Origin of the sequence: Methylobacter sp., from assembly GCF_036845245.1 — a bacterium.
Classification (GTDB): Bacteria; Pseudomonadota; Gammaproteobacteria; order Methylococcales; family Methylomonadaceae; genus Methylobacter_A.
This window is the reverse complement of record NZ_DAIUEH010000009.1, coordinates 36,040-53,952: the sequence shown is the minus strand read 5'-3', so window position 1 is coordinate 53,952 and position 17,913 is coordinate 36,040. Positions and strand designations below refer to the sequence as shown.

Below are 17,913 nucleotides of genomic sequence, written 5' to 3'. Positions count from 1 at the left end.
AGTCAACAGATGTTTAAGGTATTAACGTATAACAATATATCGCGGGCCGGTCTGGACATGTTTCCAACCTATAACTACCAAGTTGCATCACAAATCGATAATCCCGATGCCATTTTGCTGCGTTCTTTTAATCTTCACGACCAGCCGATTCCCGAATCGCTGAAGGCCGTCGGCCGTGCAGGCGCAGGTGTTAATAATATTCCGGTGGAAGAATACACAAAGCGCGGCATTCCGGTGTTCAGTACGCCTGGCGCCAATTCGAACGCTGTCGCGGAGCTAACTATTGGCGGAATGCTGCTGGCCTCTCGAAACATTCCTGCCGCGTTAAATTTTGTCAGCGGCCTGGAAGGCGATGAGAACAGTATCAATAGCCAAATAGAGCAGAACAAAAAAGCTTTTGCCGGTTTTGAATTATCAGGCAAGACGTTGGGTGTACTGGGATTGGGGGCGATCGGGGTAAAGGTAGCCAATTATGCGGATGCTTTGGGTTTAAAGGTCATCGGTTTCGATCCGTTTATGTCGCTGCAAAGCGCCTGGAAACTTACCTCGTCCGCTGTGCCGGCAACCGGCATAGAAAACCTGATTTCCCGCTCGGACTTTATCAGCCTGCATGTTCCATTGAATAATCAGACGAAGAATTTAATCAACAAAAACTATATCGACCAAATAAAGAAAGGAGCCACCCTGCTTAACCTTTCCCGTGCAGGGGTGGTCGATGAAGCGGCTGTCTTGTCGGCTTTAGACTCCGGCGCTTTACATGCTTATGTCTGCGATTTTCCAACGCCTGCATTACTGAATCATCCTCGTGCTATCGTGCTGCCCCATCTGGGAGCGTCTACCAAAGAAGCCGAAGACAATTGTGCCGCAATGGTGGCGGAGCAGGTGCGTGAGTTTTTGGAATACGGCACCATTCGTAATTCGGTGAATTTCCCGGAAGTCGTTGTAACTCACAATGTAGAGGGAGTGCGCCTTGGCATTGCCAACAAAAATATCCCCAATGTACTGGGTCAGATTTCATCGACCTTGGGTGATGCCGGTCTGAATATTCTCGATATGCTTAACAAGTCGTGCGGCGATTTTGCTTATACCCTGATTAATATCAATGCCGATGTGCCCCGTGAGGTATTGGAACGCATTCGTTCTCTTGACGGCGTGCTGTCTACACGTGTGATTAAAGTTTCAAAATGAAAGTCGCCCGCCGAAGCAATTGCAGCAGGCCAACGGAATAACGCTGCGATACTGCTGGGCGGCATACCAAGCTTAATTAAATTTTATTCAAAATCGCCGCCGCTTTTTCCAAAGTCTCTTCTTTTTTAGCGAAACAAAAACGCAGCACACTATGATCTTCCTGTTGACGATAAAAAACCGAGACCGGAATGGACGCAATGCCAAACTCCTTGATTAAACGCAATGCGTAATCGGTATCTTTTTCCCGGCTTAAGTTTTTATAACTTAACAGTTGAAAATAGGTACCGGCAGCCGGTATCAATTCGAACTTAGCGCTTTTAATCAAGTCGATGAAATAATCGCGTTTTTTCTGGTAAAAACGCCCTAACTCTAAATAATGATCTTTTTGGCTTAAAAACTCAGCCAAGGCAAATTGGACCGGCGTGTTTACAGAAAACACCAAAAACTGATGCACTTTTCTAAACTCGTCCATCAAATTCGCCGGAGCCACACAATAACCAACTTTCCAGCCGGTGGCATGAAAAGTTTTCCCGAACGAAGAAATGATGAAACTACGCTCAGCCAATGCCCGGTATCGCGCTACACTGTGATGCGGCTGGTCATCAAAGATAATATGTTCGTAAACTTCGTCGCTGATAATAACAATATCGGTACCTTTGGTAACTTCCGACAACATGAGCATGTCAGCCGCACTCAGCACGGTTCCGGTAGGATTGTGCGGAGAATTTATGATGATCATCCGGGTGCGTTGATTGATGGCCTGTTTTACTTTTTCCCAATCAATCGTATAGCCGGGAGCCTGCAATTGCAGGTGAACGGTTTTACCGCCATTTAATTCGATGGCCGGTTGGTAACTATCGTAAGCCGGTTCAAAAATAATGACTTCATCGCCTTCGCGGATGACTGCGGTAATCGCCGTATAAATAGCTTGGGTGGCACCGGCGGTAATGGTAATTTCCAGCTCCGGGTCATATTTGGCACCGTACAAGCTTTCCGTTTTTTCCGCCAATATTTCCCTAAGGCTTGGGACACCTGCCATCGGTGCATATTGGTTGCGACCGGCTTGCATGTATTTATCGACCAGTGCCGGCAGTTCTTCGTGACAGTCAAAATCCGGAAAACCTTGAGAAAGGTTGATTGCATTATGGTCGGCGGCCAGTTTACTCATCACTGAAAAGATCGTGGTGCCGACATTGGGAAGTTTGCTGTCGATTAAATTGGGATAATTCATATTTTTCTCATGACTTCGCCACACTCTTTTCCTTCGGCTTGTCGTCCGGCTTTTTCTGTATTTCGACCACGCCGACCTTCTCGCCTTCGACCAACAGATCCGACGGACTGGCTACCAGCACATCGTTGGGCTCCAAACCTTGCCAAACTTCGACTTCGCGCCCAAAATCGCGGCCCAGCTTGACCGGACGAAACGCTATGCGCTTTTCCGCGTCGACAATGACGACATGGGTACCCGCTTGATCAACGACCAACGCATTCGCAGGCACAATCAACGAACCGGCTTTGTTGCCGACCACGTTGATCGAGATTTCCACATAAGAGCCGGGCAATAATTTCCCCTCTTTATTGGGAAGCGCAATATCCACCTGGCGTGAACGATTGACCGGGTCCAAAGCTCCTGCAACATGCTCCACGTGAGCGGCAAGAGGCTTACCTCGTGCGTCGACAGAGCGTACGTCGACTTCCTGACCCACCTTGACATCGTCCGCGTAAGCTTGAGGAACCCAGACGGTCAGGCGGAGCGGATCGATTTGCGTCAGCGCGAACAGTTCCTGGCTGCCCGCGTTGATCAGGCTGCCCACATCGACACTCCGGCGTGTAATAACCCCGGAAAACGGCGCGACGATGCGGCGATAATCCTCGACTTTTTCAAGCCGCTTGACATTGACTTCAGCCGCCGCCAAATCGGCTTCCGCCTGCAGGACGGCGCTGTGTTTTTCGTCCAGCTCTTGTTGAATAACGCTGTCGGTGTCTTTCAGCAGCGTCCATCGCTTTAACGTGGAGCGCGCCAATTCCAGCCTGACTTTGATCTGTGCCGCTGCGGCATGCGCCTGGGCCAGCTCCTGCTCCAATTCGGGAACATCGATGACGGCCAACAGTTCGCCTTTCTTGACTTGATCGCCGATGGTCTTGTGCCAGGCGCTCAGATAACCGTTGCTGCGGGCATAGAGCTGGGTCTCGGTGTTGCCGCGCAAACTGGCAGGCAACACGATCTTGCGCGATGCCTCACCCGGCTTGGAGCGCACCGTGATAACGCTACGCGACAGGCTGGCCTCGGTGCGCTGCCTCAAGCTATCGGCTTCGCTCCGATTGATCACCAGCCGCCAGCCACCGGCCAGCAGTAAAAACAATAACAGCCCGAAACCGAATCGCCTGACAATAATCAGCGTTCGTTGCGGATGGGACGGCAAAGCAAATACAGGTGTTTGATGACTACTCATGACGGTTTCATTCAGTGATAAGGATAGGTCGAGTCGAATGGCGATATTCAAGCCATCGATGCGTGCTGGCGAAGACTATCGGAACAAACAGCAAGGTGGATAACGTGGCGAACGCCAGCCCACCGATAACTGCACGGCCCAACGGTGCGTTCTGTTCGGCCCCTTCGCCCCAACCGACAGCCATCGGCAACATGCCGACGATCATCGCAAAGGCAGTCATCATGACCGGGCGCAAGCGGGTGGCTCCGGCTTCCAGGGCTGCCGTCACCGGCGGCACGCCATCGCTCAACCGGGTGCGGGCGAACGAAACCACCAAAATGCTGTTGGCGGTGACCACGCCCATCGACATGATGCTGCCGGTCAAGGCCGGAATGCTCAACGTGGTTCCGGTCAGGAACAGGGTCCAGGCGATTCCGGCCAGTGCCGCCGGTAATGCGCTGACGATAATGGCCGGATCGAGCCAGGATTGAAAATTGACCACCAGCAGCAGGTACAGCAATACGATGGCCACGGCCAGTCCGGTCGCAAGCCCGACAAACGAACTGTTGAGCGTCTGGATCTGTCCGCGCACCGCCAGCTCGACACCGCGCGGCAACTTGGCCGTGCTGTCTTCGATCAGGCGGTCTATATCGACGCTGACCGAACCCAAGTCCCGACCCTCGACATTCGCATAAATATTAAAAACATTATCCACGTTGAAGTGAGTCACTGCCGCAGGCTGCACTGAACGCTTCAATGTGACCAGATTGCCCAGCAGTTGCGGCTGGCCGTTATTATCGCCGGCCACCGGCGTCCGCATCAGCGCTTCGATGCTGTCGAGATCGAGCGGGTTGCCCATCACGCCGATGTTGACCGTATTGCCATTGTTGGGATTCAGCCAATAGGTCGGCGCAGTCTGCATGCTGCCGCTCAGCGTCAGCAACAGGTTCTGCGCCACGTCGCGGGCCGAAAGCCCCAATTGCTGAAGCTGCGAGCGATTCATCTCCAGGTCCAATGACGGCCTGTTGGTGCGTTGATAAATATGCGCGTCGACAATGCCGGGAATTTGCCGCAGCCGGTTATTGAACTCCACGACCAACGGCATAACCTCTTCCGGCTTGCCGCCGACAAACTGGATGTCGATCGGTGCAGGAATACCGAAGTTCAGCGTTTGACTGACTTGGTCGGCGGGTTGGAAAAAGAATTCTAGCCCTGGGAAACGGCGCGGCAATTCGGCTCGCAGATCCTTGATATAGTCGACACTCGGTGCGTGATCGCCGGGACGCAAAGAAATCATGATCTCGGTATCGGCGGTTTCGACCGTGCCGGAGTTTCCGAACAGCGTATTGCGCGTACTATAAGGCCCGCCGATAATATCCAGCACGTCGCCCAGTTCATACGACGGAATCCGCTCGCGGATCACTCTTTCCACCTCATCTATCTGGCTGGGCATTTCTTCTATCCGTGTGCCCGACGGCGCACGCACATGCAGCCGGATTTGGCCCGCATCGACCGCCGGAAACAAATCCCGGCCGAGCAACGGCACTAACGCCAGCGACAACAGGCAAAATCCCAAAAACGCGGAGCCGTAACGCAAGCGATGGTTAAGCAAATGGCTTAACAGCGCCACATAATGCCCGCGAAATACCTCGAAACCCTGCTCAAAGGCATGGTGAGTCTGCTTGAAAATGCGGGCAACAGCGTTAGACGGCGGACGTTCCTTGTGTCCATGATGTCCCGACATCATATACATCACCAGCGTCGGCACCAGCGTACGCGACAGCAGATAGGACGCCAGCATCGCAAACACCACCGCCTCGGCCATCGGTACAAACAGGCTGCGCGCAACGCCGGTCAAAAAGAACATCGGTACGAACACAATGCAGATACACAAGGTCGATACCAGCGCCGGCATCGCGATTTCCGCAGCGCCGTCAAGAATAGCCTGACGCGGATTTTTACCCATCAACATTTGGCGTTCGATATTTTCGATCTCGACGGTCGCGTCATCGACCAATACGCCGACCGCCAGCGCTAAACCGCCCATCGTCATCAGGTTGATGGTTTCACCGATCAGGTACAGCACGATCAGCGAGCACATGATAGACAGCGGTATCGACATCGCGATAATGCAGGTACTGCGCCAGTTGCCGAGGAACAGCAGTATCATCGCGGCGGTCAGGCCGGCGGCGATCAAGCCTTCGTGTATCACGTTGCCGATTGCCGCCTTGACGAACAGCGACTGGTCGAACATCAGTTTCATGTTGATGCCTTCGGGCATCTGCGCCAGCATTTTGGGTATGACCTGTCTTACATGATCGACGACATCCAGCGTCGACACGTTGCCTCGTTTAAAAATAGAGTTAAGAATGCCGCGTTCGCCGTTTTGGCGTGCGATGGTGGTCTGCGGCGCTGAGCCGTCGCGCACATTGGCGACGTCGCGAATCAGCGTGGTCGTGCCGTTGTCCGTGCGCACCGGAATGTCGCCGATGCGGGGAATCGCGGCAATCGCGCCGTTCAGGGTAACGTCGTACTCGGTCGAACCCACCTTGATCGTTCCGGTCGGTAAAATCAGGTTCTGCACGGCCATCGCATCGACCAGATCATTCGGCGTGAGTCCGCGGGCAAGCAATGCCGATGAGTCGATATCGACAGTCACCTGGCGGCTCTTGGAACCGAACGGATTGGTCACGGCCACGCCCGGTTTGGACTGGAGGGCGTTGCGGACGATGTTGTTAACCAGGTCGTTGACTTCCGTCTCCGGCACCGTGCTGCTGGAAATGCCCAATTGCACCAGCGGTAAGTCGGAAGCCGAATACTGTATAACCTGCGGCGGCGCGGTGCTGGCCGGCAGCGAGCGATAGACCGAGTTGCTGCTGGACATCACCTGCGCAATCGCCGTGCGGATATCGGTGCCGGGATGGAAAAACACCTTGATAACAGACGATCCGGCAAAGGACACCGATTCACTATGTTCGATACCGTCGATCAACGACATCGAACGCTCGACCGAACCGGCAAGACGGTCCGCGATTTCCTTGGAGTTCATGCCCTTGTAATCCCACAACATCGCGACCACCGGAATATCGATATCCGGAAAAATATCGGTCGGCATTTTGCTCAACACATAAGGCGTGGACAACAGAATAAGTAGCGCCGCTACTAAAAAAGTGTAAGGGCGGCGTAGTGCAATATTAACGATCCACATGAATTTCCCGAGAGATACGGTTTCTGCTCTAAATAGTCCATCCTGCAAGGACAGCAAATAACTGGGTTAAAGCAATTCATGTACCAGTAACGCGTCCGCGGTTGGTGTTAGCTGGATTTATAGCGATAGTTTGAAAGGGAATAGTGAGTTGCAGCTTGCTTGTCGCTCAAGCCGGATTCGGAAAGCGCGGCCGGAAATGTTCAGGCTGTTGATGTGGCGACAGTTGTCGATCACTTGTTGCTGCTTTAGCAGCAATGTTGAGCTAGGGATGAGTTTCAAGATTGGGTGAGGCACGCAGCCTAACATCTTTCAGCCTCGATCTGTTGGGCTTCCTTCGTCAGCCCAACCTACGCACTACGCACTTTCTTTAATTGAAGAAGAGTGTTCGTCTGCTGATATATCGACAATCATGAATCAATCATTGCTGCTTCAGCAATAATATTGGGAGCTAGATTGCTGTGCCAGTAGCGAATCTAAAATGTTGGAAAACTACAAGCAGTTTGCTCTATTTACATGTCTATCGGTACGGGCATAATGATAGACGGAATAAAAATAGCTAAGTAAATCTTAAGCTTATTGTAAGGGAATGACCTTTTATGGTAGATATATGAAACTTTATAGTTACTCAATATGTGAATAAGGGAAACAAATGGCATTAAATCTTGACAAATTAATCGGCGCTTACCGGTTTGTGTGGAATAGTAAAACACTCGGTAAAATTCTAGTACACAACCTTTCCGTTTCAGCAAATTTGACTCTCAATACCGCCCATGGGAGCTATATTGATGCAGACTCTATTGAGTTTGTTAGGTCATTGATAGCTATAGTTTGTCAATTGGATTTGGACGATTCCGGTAAATACACAGATTCAAGAGTCTCCACTGAACAAGCAAACACACTAACCGGCGATGAGCTAAACGAATTTTCAAGGATGTTTTTGGAGAAAAATTCGTACTTAAAAAATGACCAAGCCAAAAGCAAAACAAAAAAGAGGAAGAATCAAGATGGTAAGCTGGTAACGACAATTGAGTATGAGAAAAGAAACGACGTTGAAAAAGCTGAGGGAGAATCTGATTGTGATTTATTGAAGAGGTTAATGCATTATTATCGTCTCCACGAAGAAGAGCAGACAAAAAAATTATTTGAAAGCCTTAAACCAAAAAATATTTTTTCAAATTCTGTTCTTGATCTTATCGGTGAAAATCAAAGAATATCAGATAAGTTAGGTGTAACTCTGCGTAATTATGAACCAACTCGCCTCATTGAACTCCCAGAAAACCCTATATTTGAAACTAATCGTCAACTAGAAGTATTAGGTAGAGAATTCAGGGAAACCTCAATCCTCGTAAAAAATATGAATGATTTGGGGCTGCAAATGGCTGTAGATATGGCAAGTAGTTCTCAAATATCCCAGCGCCACAATACAATCATGATAATTATTGGCTTAGTTACCCTAATCTTTAGCGCTGTTATGTCATATTTATCTTATGTTTCTTCAGATGAAACAACACGTTCGACTCAAGAATTATTACTTAAAGTAAATGCAGATCAAAATGCTGCCCCAGCTTCTTCGATCAAGAATGGTGAATCAGCGTATTTGCGGCTTGGTGAGATCAGAGATAGTCTTTCAATCATTAGCAAACAACAAAATGCCTCAGATAAGGATCTGGAACAACTCGCATTAGAGATCAACAAGCTATCCGAAATACTGAAAAGCCCGCGTAGGTCCGATTAGCGCAGCGTAATCGGACGCATGCCATCCAATCATCAACACATTCCCAAACCGTAAAAGCACATGCCCAACTACAGACGCGCATTCATACCGGGAGGCACGTGGTTCTTTACGGTAAACCTGTTGCAGCGGCATCACAACGATTTGTTGGTCCGCGAGATCGATTTACTGCGCGAAACGGTGCGATGGGTACGCGAAAGACATCCGTTTCAAATCGACGCCTGTGTGGTTCTGCCGGAACATTTGCATTCCGTATGGACTTTGCCGCCTGGAGATAGCGATTTCAGCCTGCGCTGGCGATTAATCAAAAGCGAATTTTCGCGGCTACCCAAAACCGAGCAGAGTTCGGCCATGCGCAAGGCAGCCGGTGAGCGTGGTATCTACCCAAGGGCACAAGTGGCAACGGCATTATTGGGAGCATTTCATACGCGACGATTCCGACTATCAACACCATGTCGATTATGTTCACGTCAACCCTTTGAAACATGGGCACGTTATTCGAGTGGTTGATTGGCCTTATTCGACTTTTCATCGCTATGTCGCGAGAGGGATTTATCCTTCGAATTGGTGTGGCGATATGGATGTCGTCGTTGGCGGCGACGAATAACATGCGTCCGATTACGCTGCGAGACTGTGAAAGTATTCTTGAAAATATGACGTATATTATTTTAGTAACGTCTAAGTCATTGTTTTATTGATTGTGGGAGGGGCTTTAGCCCCGACTTTCGGGGCTAAAGCCCCTCCCACATGAATACTTTCACAGTCTCCTGCGCTAATCGGACCTACGCGTTATGCATCAATTTATATTTGAAGCTGTGCGGTATGGCGGGAAATTTGCTTCTTAAACACGGACATGTTCCAGCGGATACAAAATGTTGGACCGAAATCCGGTTAAAACCGAAAAAGTAGGCCTATTCTATTGCTTTACAATCCATTAAGATGCTTTTGCCGAAACGCCCGAAATTAGTCGATGCGTTGGCAACCCATGACGTTTCTACCCCTAACCATAATCAGATGCCATTAAAATTAAAGTTCACCCTCATCGTCCTATCAATATCGGCAATTGCAGCCTGTACGCAGAAATCGGTCATACGCGACCAGAAAGAAAATCTTAAATCGTCAGAGACGATTCAAGAGCTGATGCTCTCGTTGATTGCGCCCACCTCCGACGGGATTTGGGACTCTGCCAACAGGTCAGGCATAGTGGAACAACAACCGCAAACCAACGAAGAATGGGCGGCGGTCAGGCAACAAGCCGTCACACTGCTTGACGCTGCCGAACGTTTGAGTGAAGGCGGCCGCCGCGTAGCGGTAAAAGACTCGAAATTCGAAATTCCTGGGATCAAAAAAAGTCCTGAAGAAATTCAGCAATTAATTGATGCGAAACCGGAGATTTATTTCAGGTATGCACAGCAACTTCAGGCTACAGCAGAAGAAACGCTCGCCGCAATCGATGCCAAGAACGCAACTGCCTTGCTTGAAATCGGAGGCCGAGTCGATGACACCTGTGAACAGTGCCATAAAACTTTTTGGTATCCGAATCAGTTTGAGTCTAAACAGTGATTGTATGCGAGATAGTTATAAGAACCGGCAAAAATCAGTTTTACCGAGCTAAATTTAATCAATAACCAACAACAAGGAATGACTATGGAACGTCGCGATTTTATTCGCTTAAGTGTAGCAAGTGCAGGCGCGAGCCTGATCGCCCCAACCCTGGCACTGGCTGCCGGTGATGAGCAGGCAACGGCATCGAGAGATATTTATTATACAAAAGAAGCGCCGGGACGTTGGGCGGGCAAAGTCGCAACCCATTTACCCACGATTGAAATTACCAAAGCCGAAGACATTACTACGGTAAAAATTGCCACGCCTCATGAAATAAAAGGCTACGAACATTACATTGTTAAGCATGTTCTATTGGATAAAAACTATAAATTTATCGATGAGCATCTGTTTGATCCCACTAAAGACCGTGCGGCAGTTTCTACATTCACGCTTAAAAATTACAGCGGCGCGCTGTACGCGCTAAGTTTATGCAATAAACACGATCTTTGGCTGAATAGCGCCGAGGCGTAGGCTTGTCAGTTGGGTATGCGGTTTATGCCCAACATGACTAATCCGTAGAATGATAGTTTTACCATACGGTGCAATACGCTACGCTATTGCACCCTACATATTGCACCTTACCCTGTTGGATATTTTGGTTCTCGAAATAGATTGTCCATCGGAATGCTTTACCCCCAATTATTTTGGTATTTGTCAATGGGCCGCGATACGAGCGCCTACCAGACTCGTGTAGCCCGACGCACGGCCCATGTGGCGCTACGTGCGCGATTGAAGTAGAATCGCAAGGCTTTACCCACTTCAATTCCTTTAAGATTCTACCGAGGTCCGTCATGCCACAATACCGTTCCCGCACTACCACTCACGGCCGCAATATGGCAGGCGCAAGGGCGCTGTGGCGAGCCACAGGGATGAAGGAGGAGGATTTCACCAAGCCCATCATCGCCATTGCCAACTCGTTTACCCAGTTCGTGCCCGGCCATGTGCACCTCAAGGACATGGGGCAACTGGTGGCCCGCGAAATCGAAAAAGCCGGCGGCGTGGCCAAGGAATTCAACACCATCGCCGTGGACGACGGCATCGCTATGGGCCACGACGGGATGTTGTATTCGCTGCCCAGCCGCGACCTGATCGCCGATAGCGTGGAATACATGGTCAATGCCCACTGTGCCGACGCGCTGGTGTGCATCTCCAACTGCGACAAGATCACCCCCGGTATGCTGATGGCCGCATTGCGCCTGAATATTCCGGCTATCTTTGTGTCCGGCGGCCCGATGGAAGCCGGAAAGGTGGTCTGGAACGGCCAAACCCGCGCACTGGATCTGGTCGACGCGATGGTGGAAGCTGCCGATGACAGAATCAGCGACGAACAGGTCGCCGCCGTGGAACGCTCCGCCTGTCCGACTTGCGGTTCCTGCTCAGGCATGTTCACGGCCAACTCGATGAATTGCCTGACCGAAGCGCTGGGCCTATCATTGCCGGGCAACGGCTCCATCGTCGCTACCCATACCGATAGAAAACAGCTGTTCCTGCGCGCAGGGCGCACCATCGTCGAGCTGAGCAAACGGTATTACGAACAGGACGACGCATCTGTGCTGCCGCGTTCCATCGCCACTTTCGACGCATTCCAAAACGCGATGAGCCTGGATGTTGCGATGGGCGGTTCCACCAACACCGTACTGCACCTGTTGGCCGCCGCCCATGAGGCCGGCGTTGATTTCACCATGGCCGACATCGATGCCATTTCGCGCCGCGTACCTTGCCTGTCCAAGGTGGCTCCGGCCAGCCAGAAATACCACATGGAAGATGTACACCGTGCCGGCGGCGTGATGGGTATTCTGGGCGAACTGGACCGCGCCGGCGTCATCAATCGCGATGTGCCGACTGTGCATGCGCCGAGCATGGCCGCGGCACTAGACCAGTGGGACATCCAACGCAGCCAGGACGAGACGGTCAAAGACTTCTTCCGTGCCGCACCCGGCGGCATCCCGACCACCATTGCCTTCTCGCAATCCATGCGCTACCCGACCTTGGACGACGACCGCGCCGAAGGCTGCATCCGCGACAAGGCGCATGCCTATTCGCAGGACGGCGGCTTGGCGGTATTGCACGGCAACATTGCGCTGGATGGCTGCATTGTCAAAACCGCCGGCGTGGATGATAACGCCCTCAAGTTCACCGGCCGCGCCCGCATTTTCGAAAGCCAGGATGCTGCGGTGGCCGCTATTTTGAATGACGAAATCGTCGCCGGCGACGTCGTGGTTATCCGTTACGAAGGTCCCAAAGGTGGGCCTGGCATGCAGGAAATGCTCTATCCAACCAGTTACCTGAAGTCCAAGGGGCTGGGCAAAGCCTGCGCCCTGCTGACCGATGGACGCTTTTCCGGCGGCACCTCGGGGCTTTCTATCGGCCACGCCTCACCTGAAGCGGCCGAAGGCGGCGCGATTGGCTTGGTCGAAGAAGGCGACACCATCGAGATCGATATTCCCAACCGCCGTATCCACTTGGCAGTCACAGTGGAAGAACTGGAACAACGCCGCGCCGGGATGGAAGCTAAAGGCGTGCTGGCCTGGAAGCCGGTCGACCGTAAAAGGACAGTGTCCGCCGCGCTCAGGGCTTATGCCGCCATGACCACGTCGGCTGCTAAAGGGGCGATTAGGGACGTTTCACAAGTCGAACGAAAATAAGGGCAGAGGACGCCTTATCAGAATTGATTTAGGCGAGTAGTTTGGATGAAGCGTAACGGAATCCGGGATGATTGATGGCTACGAAACTTCGGATTCCGCAAAGCTTCATCTAGGTTACTCTGCTGAACTCATAAGACAATACGGATAAAGCTACGGCTGAGAAGGAAAAAAGGAGGGTAGGCCGGAATAAGACCATCCAAGCGCGTAGCGCGAGGTGGCGTTTCCGGCGAGTTTGACTAGTTCCCAAGCTCCCGCTTGGGAATTCAGTGTAAGAAGCTCCAGCTTCCCGTCCCGCAAAGCTAGAGCTTTGCTCACTGGGTTCCCAAGCAGGAGCTTGGGAACCAGCGTAACCCTGTTCAAGTTCACAATTATCCCATTTCAATTTTTCAAACAGGCCTTCACAGGTATTAATTGGGACGCGTGGTGATGATAGATCATTATTTATGTCCATAATTTATTTCGCCTCTTTTAAAAGCCAGGTCGAGTAGCCCCAAGGAACTGCCCCTTGAGGCTCTCACAGAACCGGACGTGAAACTCTCGCTTCATCCGGCTCTTATCATTCAACCTTAAGCCTACCAATGGGCAAACGCCCTTGGATTTCTTGACTTAAAAGCGTTTAATCGCCTCAGCGCTTGTGCAATAGTTTTAAGCTTCTTGTATTTTCGCTTTGCCCAGCGGCTCAGCTTCTTGTCAAAATGAAACAAAACGTGGTTAAGTTTGGCTGATGTTTGCCGGAAACGCCGGTTTTCCCTACCGCTCGAACCGGCTTATTCCGGCCTACTGGACTACGAACGCTCCGCCAACGGATAGCAAAATGTTGGGCAACGTGCCTAGCATGACTACAATTCGTGCTGAGCTAAGCCTAAACTAAATCCAATTAGTCGACCAACATGAAAAAAAGGAACGTCAATGTTCATTTCCATAATGTACGAATCTCTTATAGCAATAATGTTTTGATTGCCATTTGAAATAGTATTTCTCAGCACATCTGTATATTCTGTTCTGTCGCCACAAAAAACAATGTTTTTAAAATGCAGTGAGTTTTGTAGTTTATCTTGCCCAACATAAGATACAACTTTGCTAATACCGTTAATCATTTCTTTTATCTCCGATAAGTTAAATATATGAAACTGAAAAATTAATTTATCAGAACGTAAATTTTTTTTGTCTAAATTAACAATATCCTGTTCAAAATGACTAATGCTTTCTAACTTAGAAAAGAACACATAAAACAAAAATACACGATCTATTTCAAGTGTCCTCGTATTTGCCAATATGTGATAGAAAAACTCCTCACACTTTATTTTTTTGAAGTTTTTATTTGGATATATCTCTCCATAAATCTTAGTATACTTTTGTATAGACTCACTTAGCCAATCAGCATCAATTATGACTATCGACTTGGCACAGTTTTCTTCGTTGCTTTTCTGTTTGTTCTTCTCGGCAAGTTTCTTTTTATCTTCCCTAATTTGCTCTATATCTGACCATGATTTATTATAGCTCTCTATAAGGTCGTTAATACAGAAATGAAGATATTTTTGTAATTTATCAAATAGATATTCACGCTCTAATGAATCTTGATATATTCCTATATCTTCTAAGAATTTTCCGTTATGAATGATTTCAGTTCTTAATCCGTTATTGTTATTCCCGCCAGTATAGGCTTTAAACTCTTCTCTAATTCTTATCGCATCATTATTATTTTTAGCAACATGAGATAATATTTGTTCTTTTACTTTTTCAAATTTCCTCGATTCTTCTGGAAAGGCGATAAACTCAAATAATCTCATTATTTGAATAAACTTGTTAGTGTCAGAGCTTTCTTCTAAAGCAGAGGAATATATTTTTAATGCGTTTTTTGCAATATTTCCAACTTCTGCAATGTCATGATTGAAAAGTTTAAAATCATCAAAAATTTTATCTTCTTGTATTTTTAAACCATTTCCTATGGTTAAGGTATTATTGAATACTGTTTTATTTATGATTCTTGGAACTGCCATGTGATCCATAAATAGTAATAATGTTTCGCCTGTAGAAATTTGTCCTAATCTACTCGGCAGATTTTTTGAATTTGAAAAATGACAATACTTGAACTTTAAAAAATCAATTATAAAGTCTACTTTCTGATACGCTTTCTTTATTATTTGCTCATCGCTTACAACACTTAATGGGTAATTTTGAAAAGCTTCATCTGAAAATACGAGTAGCGTGTTATTTTTAAAAATCTTTAGTTGTTCATCTGCTTTTATTTTTTCTTCATTATCAAGATAAAAGACATTTTTCAGCAGTTCATCAATATCCAAATATCCAGCAGGGTAGATTGATACATCACCAACCTTTTCTTTATTTTTAATCTTTAGCCTTTCAACTGGAAAGATGTACAGATACTGATTTTCACCATCAAGACTATAGTCGTTGAGTACGGATTTCATTTTTATCATATCTGAATAAAGCCTAACGTAGAGTAGACACTTGAGCAGGTGTACATTAATTTTCAACCGCCGGTGATAACGCCGCCCCGGCAATTCGTTAGGCCTGATGCTATATGAATTAATAATTGATAACAACCTTTCAGGCAAACTAAAAAATACGCCTCCGAATCCGTTATTTTGCCGATACCGCCGGAGTCGATGTCGCCGGCCCGATACCGACAATCTGCAAAATCGTATCGCCATCCTTGGCACCGTCGTAATGAACTTCGTTGCCGTAATGGGTGACGAAACTGCCCGCCGGGACCGGTTTCAAATTGTCAGGATTGTAATCGGTGCCGGTGCCGACCCACCAAGTGCCTGAAATCACAGTGATGAAACGATTGTTCGGGTGGGAATGCGGCTTGCTGTTGTGATGCGCTTTCCATTTGTTCAGCACCACATAAAGACCGGGCTTGGAAGGGTCGCCGACTAATACCGCGGATTCCGAACCGCTGGGGTTTGCGACCCATTTGATGTCGTCGGGCAGTTTGATCGAAATCGCTTTGGGATCAAGATCGGCGGCCGATAGCGAGCCATAGCATAAAAACAAGCCGATTGTCAGAGCAAACCGCGCTAGCCGTTGGAGGATGAAAAAACGAGACATATGAATTCTCCTGTGAAAGTTATAATCGTTGCATGATTCGGTTGCGGATCAAGGCCCCGGCGGAAGGGGAGTTGACTGGCTTAATTCAGGCGGAACCACCGCTTTTTCAGAGTGCGCCGTACCGGCCGGCACCCATTCGTACGGCACCGGCTGACCGCGATACAGCTGATTGTTGGCGGTCGCCCGGCCGGTCAGCTTATCCTTGCCGATACGGAAATAAGGATTGACGTATTCCCATACAATGTCGCCGTTACGGGCCACCTGGAACAACCGGCCGCTCTGGCCTTCGTCTATAAACGTGTTGCCGTTCGGCAAGCGTCGGGCCGCGCTGATATGGGTGCTGCGAAACGACCAGGCGGGGCCGCCGGAATCTTCTCCGGTATACTGCCAAACGATCTCGTTCTTGACCGGATCGATTTCTAATACCCGGGAGCCGCCGGTTCTTGGCACCGCCGCCATCGGGTAGCCGGCCAGACCTTGATTGTCGAATACCAGCAAGTTACCGGCACCGGGCAGGCCTTCAGGAATGATATGGGCATCGTGCTGGGCGCTGATCTGATCGACCGGCCTCGGCACATTACGCGGCTGCGCCTGTTCTTCGCTGGCGGCTTTATAGTGTGGCCCCAGCCGCCAGACGATCTTGCCGGTCTTCTTGTCGATGATCGCGATGAAGTTGGCATTGCGCGCATCGAACAGCAGGTTGTCGGGGTCGAAGCGCTTGTCGCCGGCTGCAAACCAGTGGTTGGGGCCGACTACCTTGAGATTGTTCACATGCAGGTAGTCGGCTATGTCGGCGTTGCGTACCAGTTTGAGTTCGGCCGGACTGAAGCCGAATTCGTTGATATGCTCGGACGCGATCCATTTCCAGACCACTTCACCGGCCGGGTTGACTTCATAAACGACATCATCGAGTACCTGCTTTTGCTTAAAGCCTTTCACCGGATGCACGAGATTGGCCAACACGACAGTATTGCCGTTCGGCAAGCGCGCCCAATCGTGATGTTGCTGGGCGGCTCCGCCGGGCGCTTTGTCGCCGAAATTCCAAACGACTTTCCCGTCCCAATCCAGTTCGCCGATTGTCTTGGACACTCTCCTGCTAACCTGGCCCGGCACCAAGTCGGTGCCTATGCCGTCGGTCATCTCCAGTGTCACGAATACATGACCCAGTTTTCCGCCGTTTACGGTCGGGTCGATCAATGTGCTGTGACCGGCCGCATCTTTCCATTCATGAATCGAATTGCCGTTCAGGTCGATCAGGTGAGCGATGTTGTCGCCGGCGGTAAACAGCACGAAAGAATTGAAGGCCTTGGTCGGATCGTAACGCGTGGTGCCGGTGGGATAGATGCTGGGAGCAGCGGTTACAGTAGCCGTTAACAAGACGCCGGCCACGCCCAGCATCGCTTTGGATAAATCCGGTGAAAACCGGGCTATGCTACCGGGGCTGCCAGGTAACTTCTGAAAAACAGTTGTCAGCGTCATGTATTGATTCCGTTAGTGATTGATAAGCAAGTACTCGCATATGGCAGAGCAATTAACAAGCCAGAACAAGGAGAGAACCGTAAGCGGTACCGATTGCCTGAGACTGGGCAAGCTTTCTCCACTTAATTAAAATTAGCTTCTATCGTTATTAATATATTCTGCTGCTATAGCAATAGCAGCTGTTGTATTACTGCCTTTAAATCAGCATATTGCCCGCGGTCTGAAATAACCATGCCTGCGGAAGTAATTGTCGATTGAATCCATCACGTAAAAATATCGCCGGATTGGCTGATCGTCTTTAAGCCTGGGCTGCAAAATAGACCGCGGCACGGATCGGTAGGGACTTTCAAGTCAACAGAATACGTCTGTTAAACAGATATGTGTCATTGTTTAGAGTTGTTTGAAAAAAGGGGCTACCTGACTTTAGGCCGTTTGATAGTTATACTGGTAGGCAAAAAATCGAGCTAGGGCATCCCAATTGCCCGGATAACGATGTTGGGTGTTGTAAAGGTGCGTAAAAAAGAACAATTGCACCGCGCTGATGCAATC

Annotated in this window: 11 protein-coding genes and 1 pseudogene; 6 read left to right on the top strand and 6 right to left on the bottom strand. The window is 49.5% G+C overall.

The window, feature by feature from the left end; all coding sequences use genetic code 11:
- Positions 1-9: 9 nt before the first annotated feature.
- A complete protein-coding gene (locus V7051_RS05940; RefSeq protein ID WP_333874021.1) occupies positions 10-1,188 on the top strand; it encodes a phosphoglycerate dehydrogenase in 1,179 nt (392 codons plus the stop codon).
- Between the two features lie 76 nt (positions 1,189-1,264).
- Here V7051_RS05940 and V7051_RS05935 read toward each other — a convergent pair whose 3' ends face one another.
- The 3 genes from V7051_RS05935 to V7051_RS05925 are packed head-to-tail and all read right to left on the bottom strand — an operon-like array spanning position 1,265 to position 6,828.
- Entirely contained in the window at positions 1,265-2,419 is a 1,155-nt protein-coding gene (locus V7051_RS05935; RefSeq protein ID WP_333874020.1) for a methionine aminotransferase, read from the bottom strand.
- 7 nt (positions 2,420-2,426) lie between these two features.
- The gene (locus V7051_RS05930; RefSeq protein WP_333874019.1) at positions 2,427-3,641 is read right to left on the bottom strand and encodes an efflux RND transporter periplasmic adaptor subunit; all 1,215 of its coding nucleotides are present in this window, start codon (positions 3,639-3,641) and stop codon (positions 2,427-2,429) included.
- Between the two features lie 7 nt (positions 3,642-3,648).
- A complete protein-coding gene (locus tag V7051_RS05925; protein WP_333874018.1) occupies positions 3,649-6,828 on the bottom strand; it encodes an efflux RND transporter permease subunit in 3,180 nt (1,059 codons plus the stop codon).
- 649 nt (positions 6,829-7,477) lie between these two features.
- Here V7051_RS05925 and V7051_RS05920 point away from each other — a divergent pair.
- The 5 genes and pseudogenes from V7051_RS05920 (at position 7,478) to ilvD (ending at position 12,810) form a co-directional block, all read left to right on the top strand.
- The gene (locus tag V7051_RS05920; RefSeq protein WP_333874017.1) at positions 7,478-8,563 is read left to right on the top strand and encodes a hypothetical protein; all 1,086 of its coding nucleotides are present in this window, start codon (positions 7,478-7,480) and stop codon (positions 8,561-8,563) included.
- 60 nt (positions 8,564-8,623) lie between these two features.
- Positions 8,624-9,167, top strand: a pseudogene (locus tag V7051_RS05915) (REP-associated tyrosine transposase).
- Between the two features lie 407 nt (positions 9,168-9,574).
- Positions 9,575-10,123: a hypothetical protein gene (locus V7051_RS05910; RefSeq protein ID WP_333874015.1), complete on the top strand. Its 549-nt coding sequence runs from the start codon at positions 9,575-9,577 to the stop codon at positions 10,121-10,123.
- Positions 10,124-10,207: 84 nt separating this feature from the next.
- Entirely contained in the window at positions 10,208-10,636 is a 429-nt protein-coding gene (locus tag V7051_RS05905; protein ID WP_333874014.1) for a desulfoferrodoxin family protein, read from the top strand.
- 320 nt (positions 10,637-10,956) lie between these two features.
- A complete protein-coding gene (ilvD, locus tag V7051_RS05900; protein WP_333874013.1) occupies positions 10,957-12,810 on the top strand; it encodes a dihydroxy-acid dehydratase in 1,854 nt (617 codons plus the stop codon).
- Between the two features lie 839 nt (positions 12,811-13,649).
- Here ilvD and V7051_RS05895 read toward each other — a convergent pair.
- The 3 genes from V7051_RS05895 to V7051_RS05885 form a co-directional block, all read right to left on the bottom strand.
- Positions 13,650-15,242: a hypothetical protein gene (locus tag V7051_RS05895; RefSeq protein WP_333874012.1), complete on the bottom strand. Its 1,593-nt coding sequence runs from the start codon at positions 15,240-15,242 to the stop codon at positions 13,650-13,652.
- 172 nt (positions 15,243-15,414) lie between these two features.
- Positions 15,415-15,885, bottom strand: a complete 471-nt coding sequence (locus V7051_RS05890) for a cupin domain-containing protein (RefSeq protein ID WP_333874011.1) — start codon at positions 15,883-15,885, stop codon at positions 15,415-15,417.
- A 48-nt stretch (positions 15,886-15,933) separates the two neighbouring features.
- A complete protein-coding gene (locus V7051_RS05885) occupies positions 15,934-17,364 on the bottom strand; it encodes an arylsulfotransferase family protein (protein ID WP_333874010.1) in 1,431 nt (476 codons plus the stop codon).
- Between the last annotated feature and the right edge of the window lie 549 nt (positions 17,365-17,913).

What these genes read in the sequence shown, in the direction of transcription:
- V7051_RS05940 (WP_333874021.1), top strand. Translation starts at nt 10, where the DNA reads ATGTTTAAGGTATTAACGTATAACAATATATCGCGGGCCGGTCTGGAC.
- V7051_RS05935 (WP_333874020.1), bottom strand. Translation starts at nt 2,419, where the DNA reads ATGAATTATCCCAATTTAATCGACAGCAAACTTCCCAATGTCGGCACC.
- V7051_RS05930 (WP_333874019.1), bottom strand. Translation starts at nt 3,641, where the DNA reads ATGAGTAGTCATCAAACACCTGTATTTGCTTTGCCGTCCCATCCGCAA.
- V7051_RS05925 (WP_333874018.1), bottom strand. Translation starts at nt 6,828, where the DNA reads ATGTGGATCGTTAATATTGCACTACGCCGCCCTTACACTTTTTTAGTA.
- V7051_RS05920 (WP_333874017.1), top strand. Translation starts at nt 7,478, where the DNA reads ATGGCATTAAATCTTGACAAATTAATCGGCGCTTACCGGTTTGTGTGG.
- V7051_RS05910 (WP_333874015.1), top strand. Translation starts at nt 9,575, where the DNA reads ATGCCATTAAAATTAAAGTTCACCCTCATCGTCCTATCAATATCGGCA.
- V7051_RS05905 (WP_333874014.1), top strand. Translation starts at nt 10,208, where the DNA reads ATGGAACGTCGCGATTTTATTCGCTTAAGTGTAGCAAGTGCAGGCGCG.
- ilvD (WP_333874013.1), top strand. Translation starts at nt 10,957, where the DNA reads ATGCCACAATACCGTTCCCGCACTACCACTCACGGCCGCAATATGGCA.
- V7051_RS05895 (WP_333874012.1), bottom strand. Translation starts at nt 15,242, where the DNA reads ATGAAATCCGTACTCAACGACTATAGTCTTGATGGTGAAAATCAGTAT.
- V7051_RS05890 (WP_333874011.1), bottom strand. Translation starts at nt 15,885, where the DNA reads ATGTCTCGTTTTTTCATCCTCCAACGGCTAGCGCGGTTTGCTCTGACA.
- V7051_RS05885 (WP_333874010.1), bottom strand. Translation starts at nt 17,364, where the DNA reads ATGACGCTGACAACTGTTTTTCAGAAGTTACCTGGCAGCCCCGGTAGC.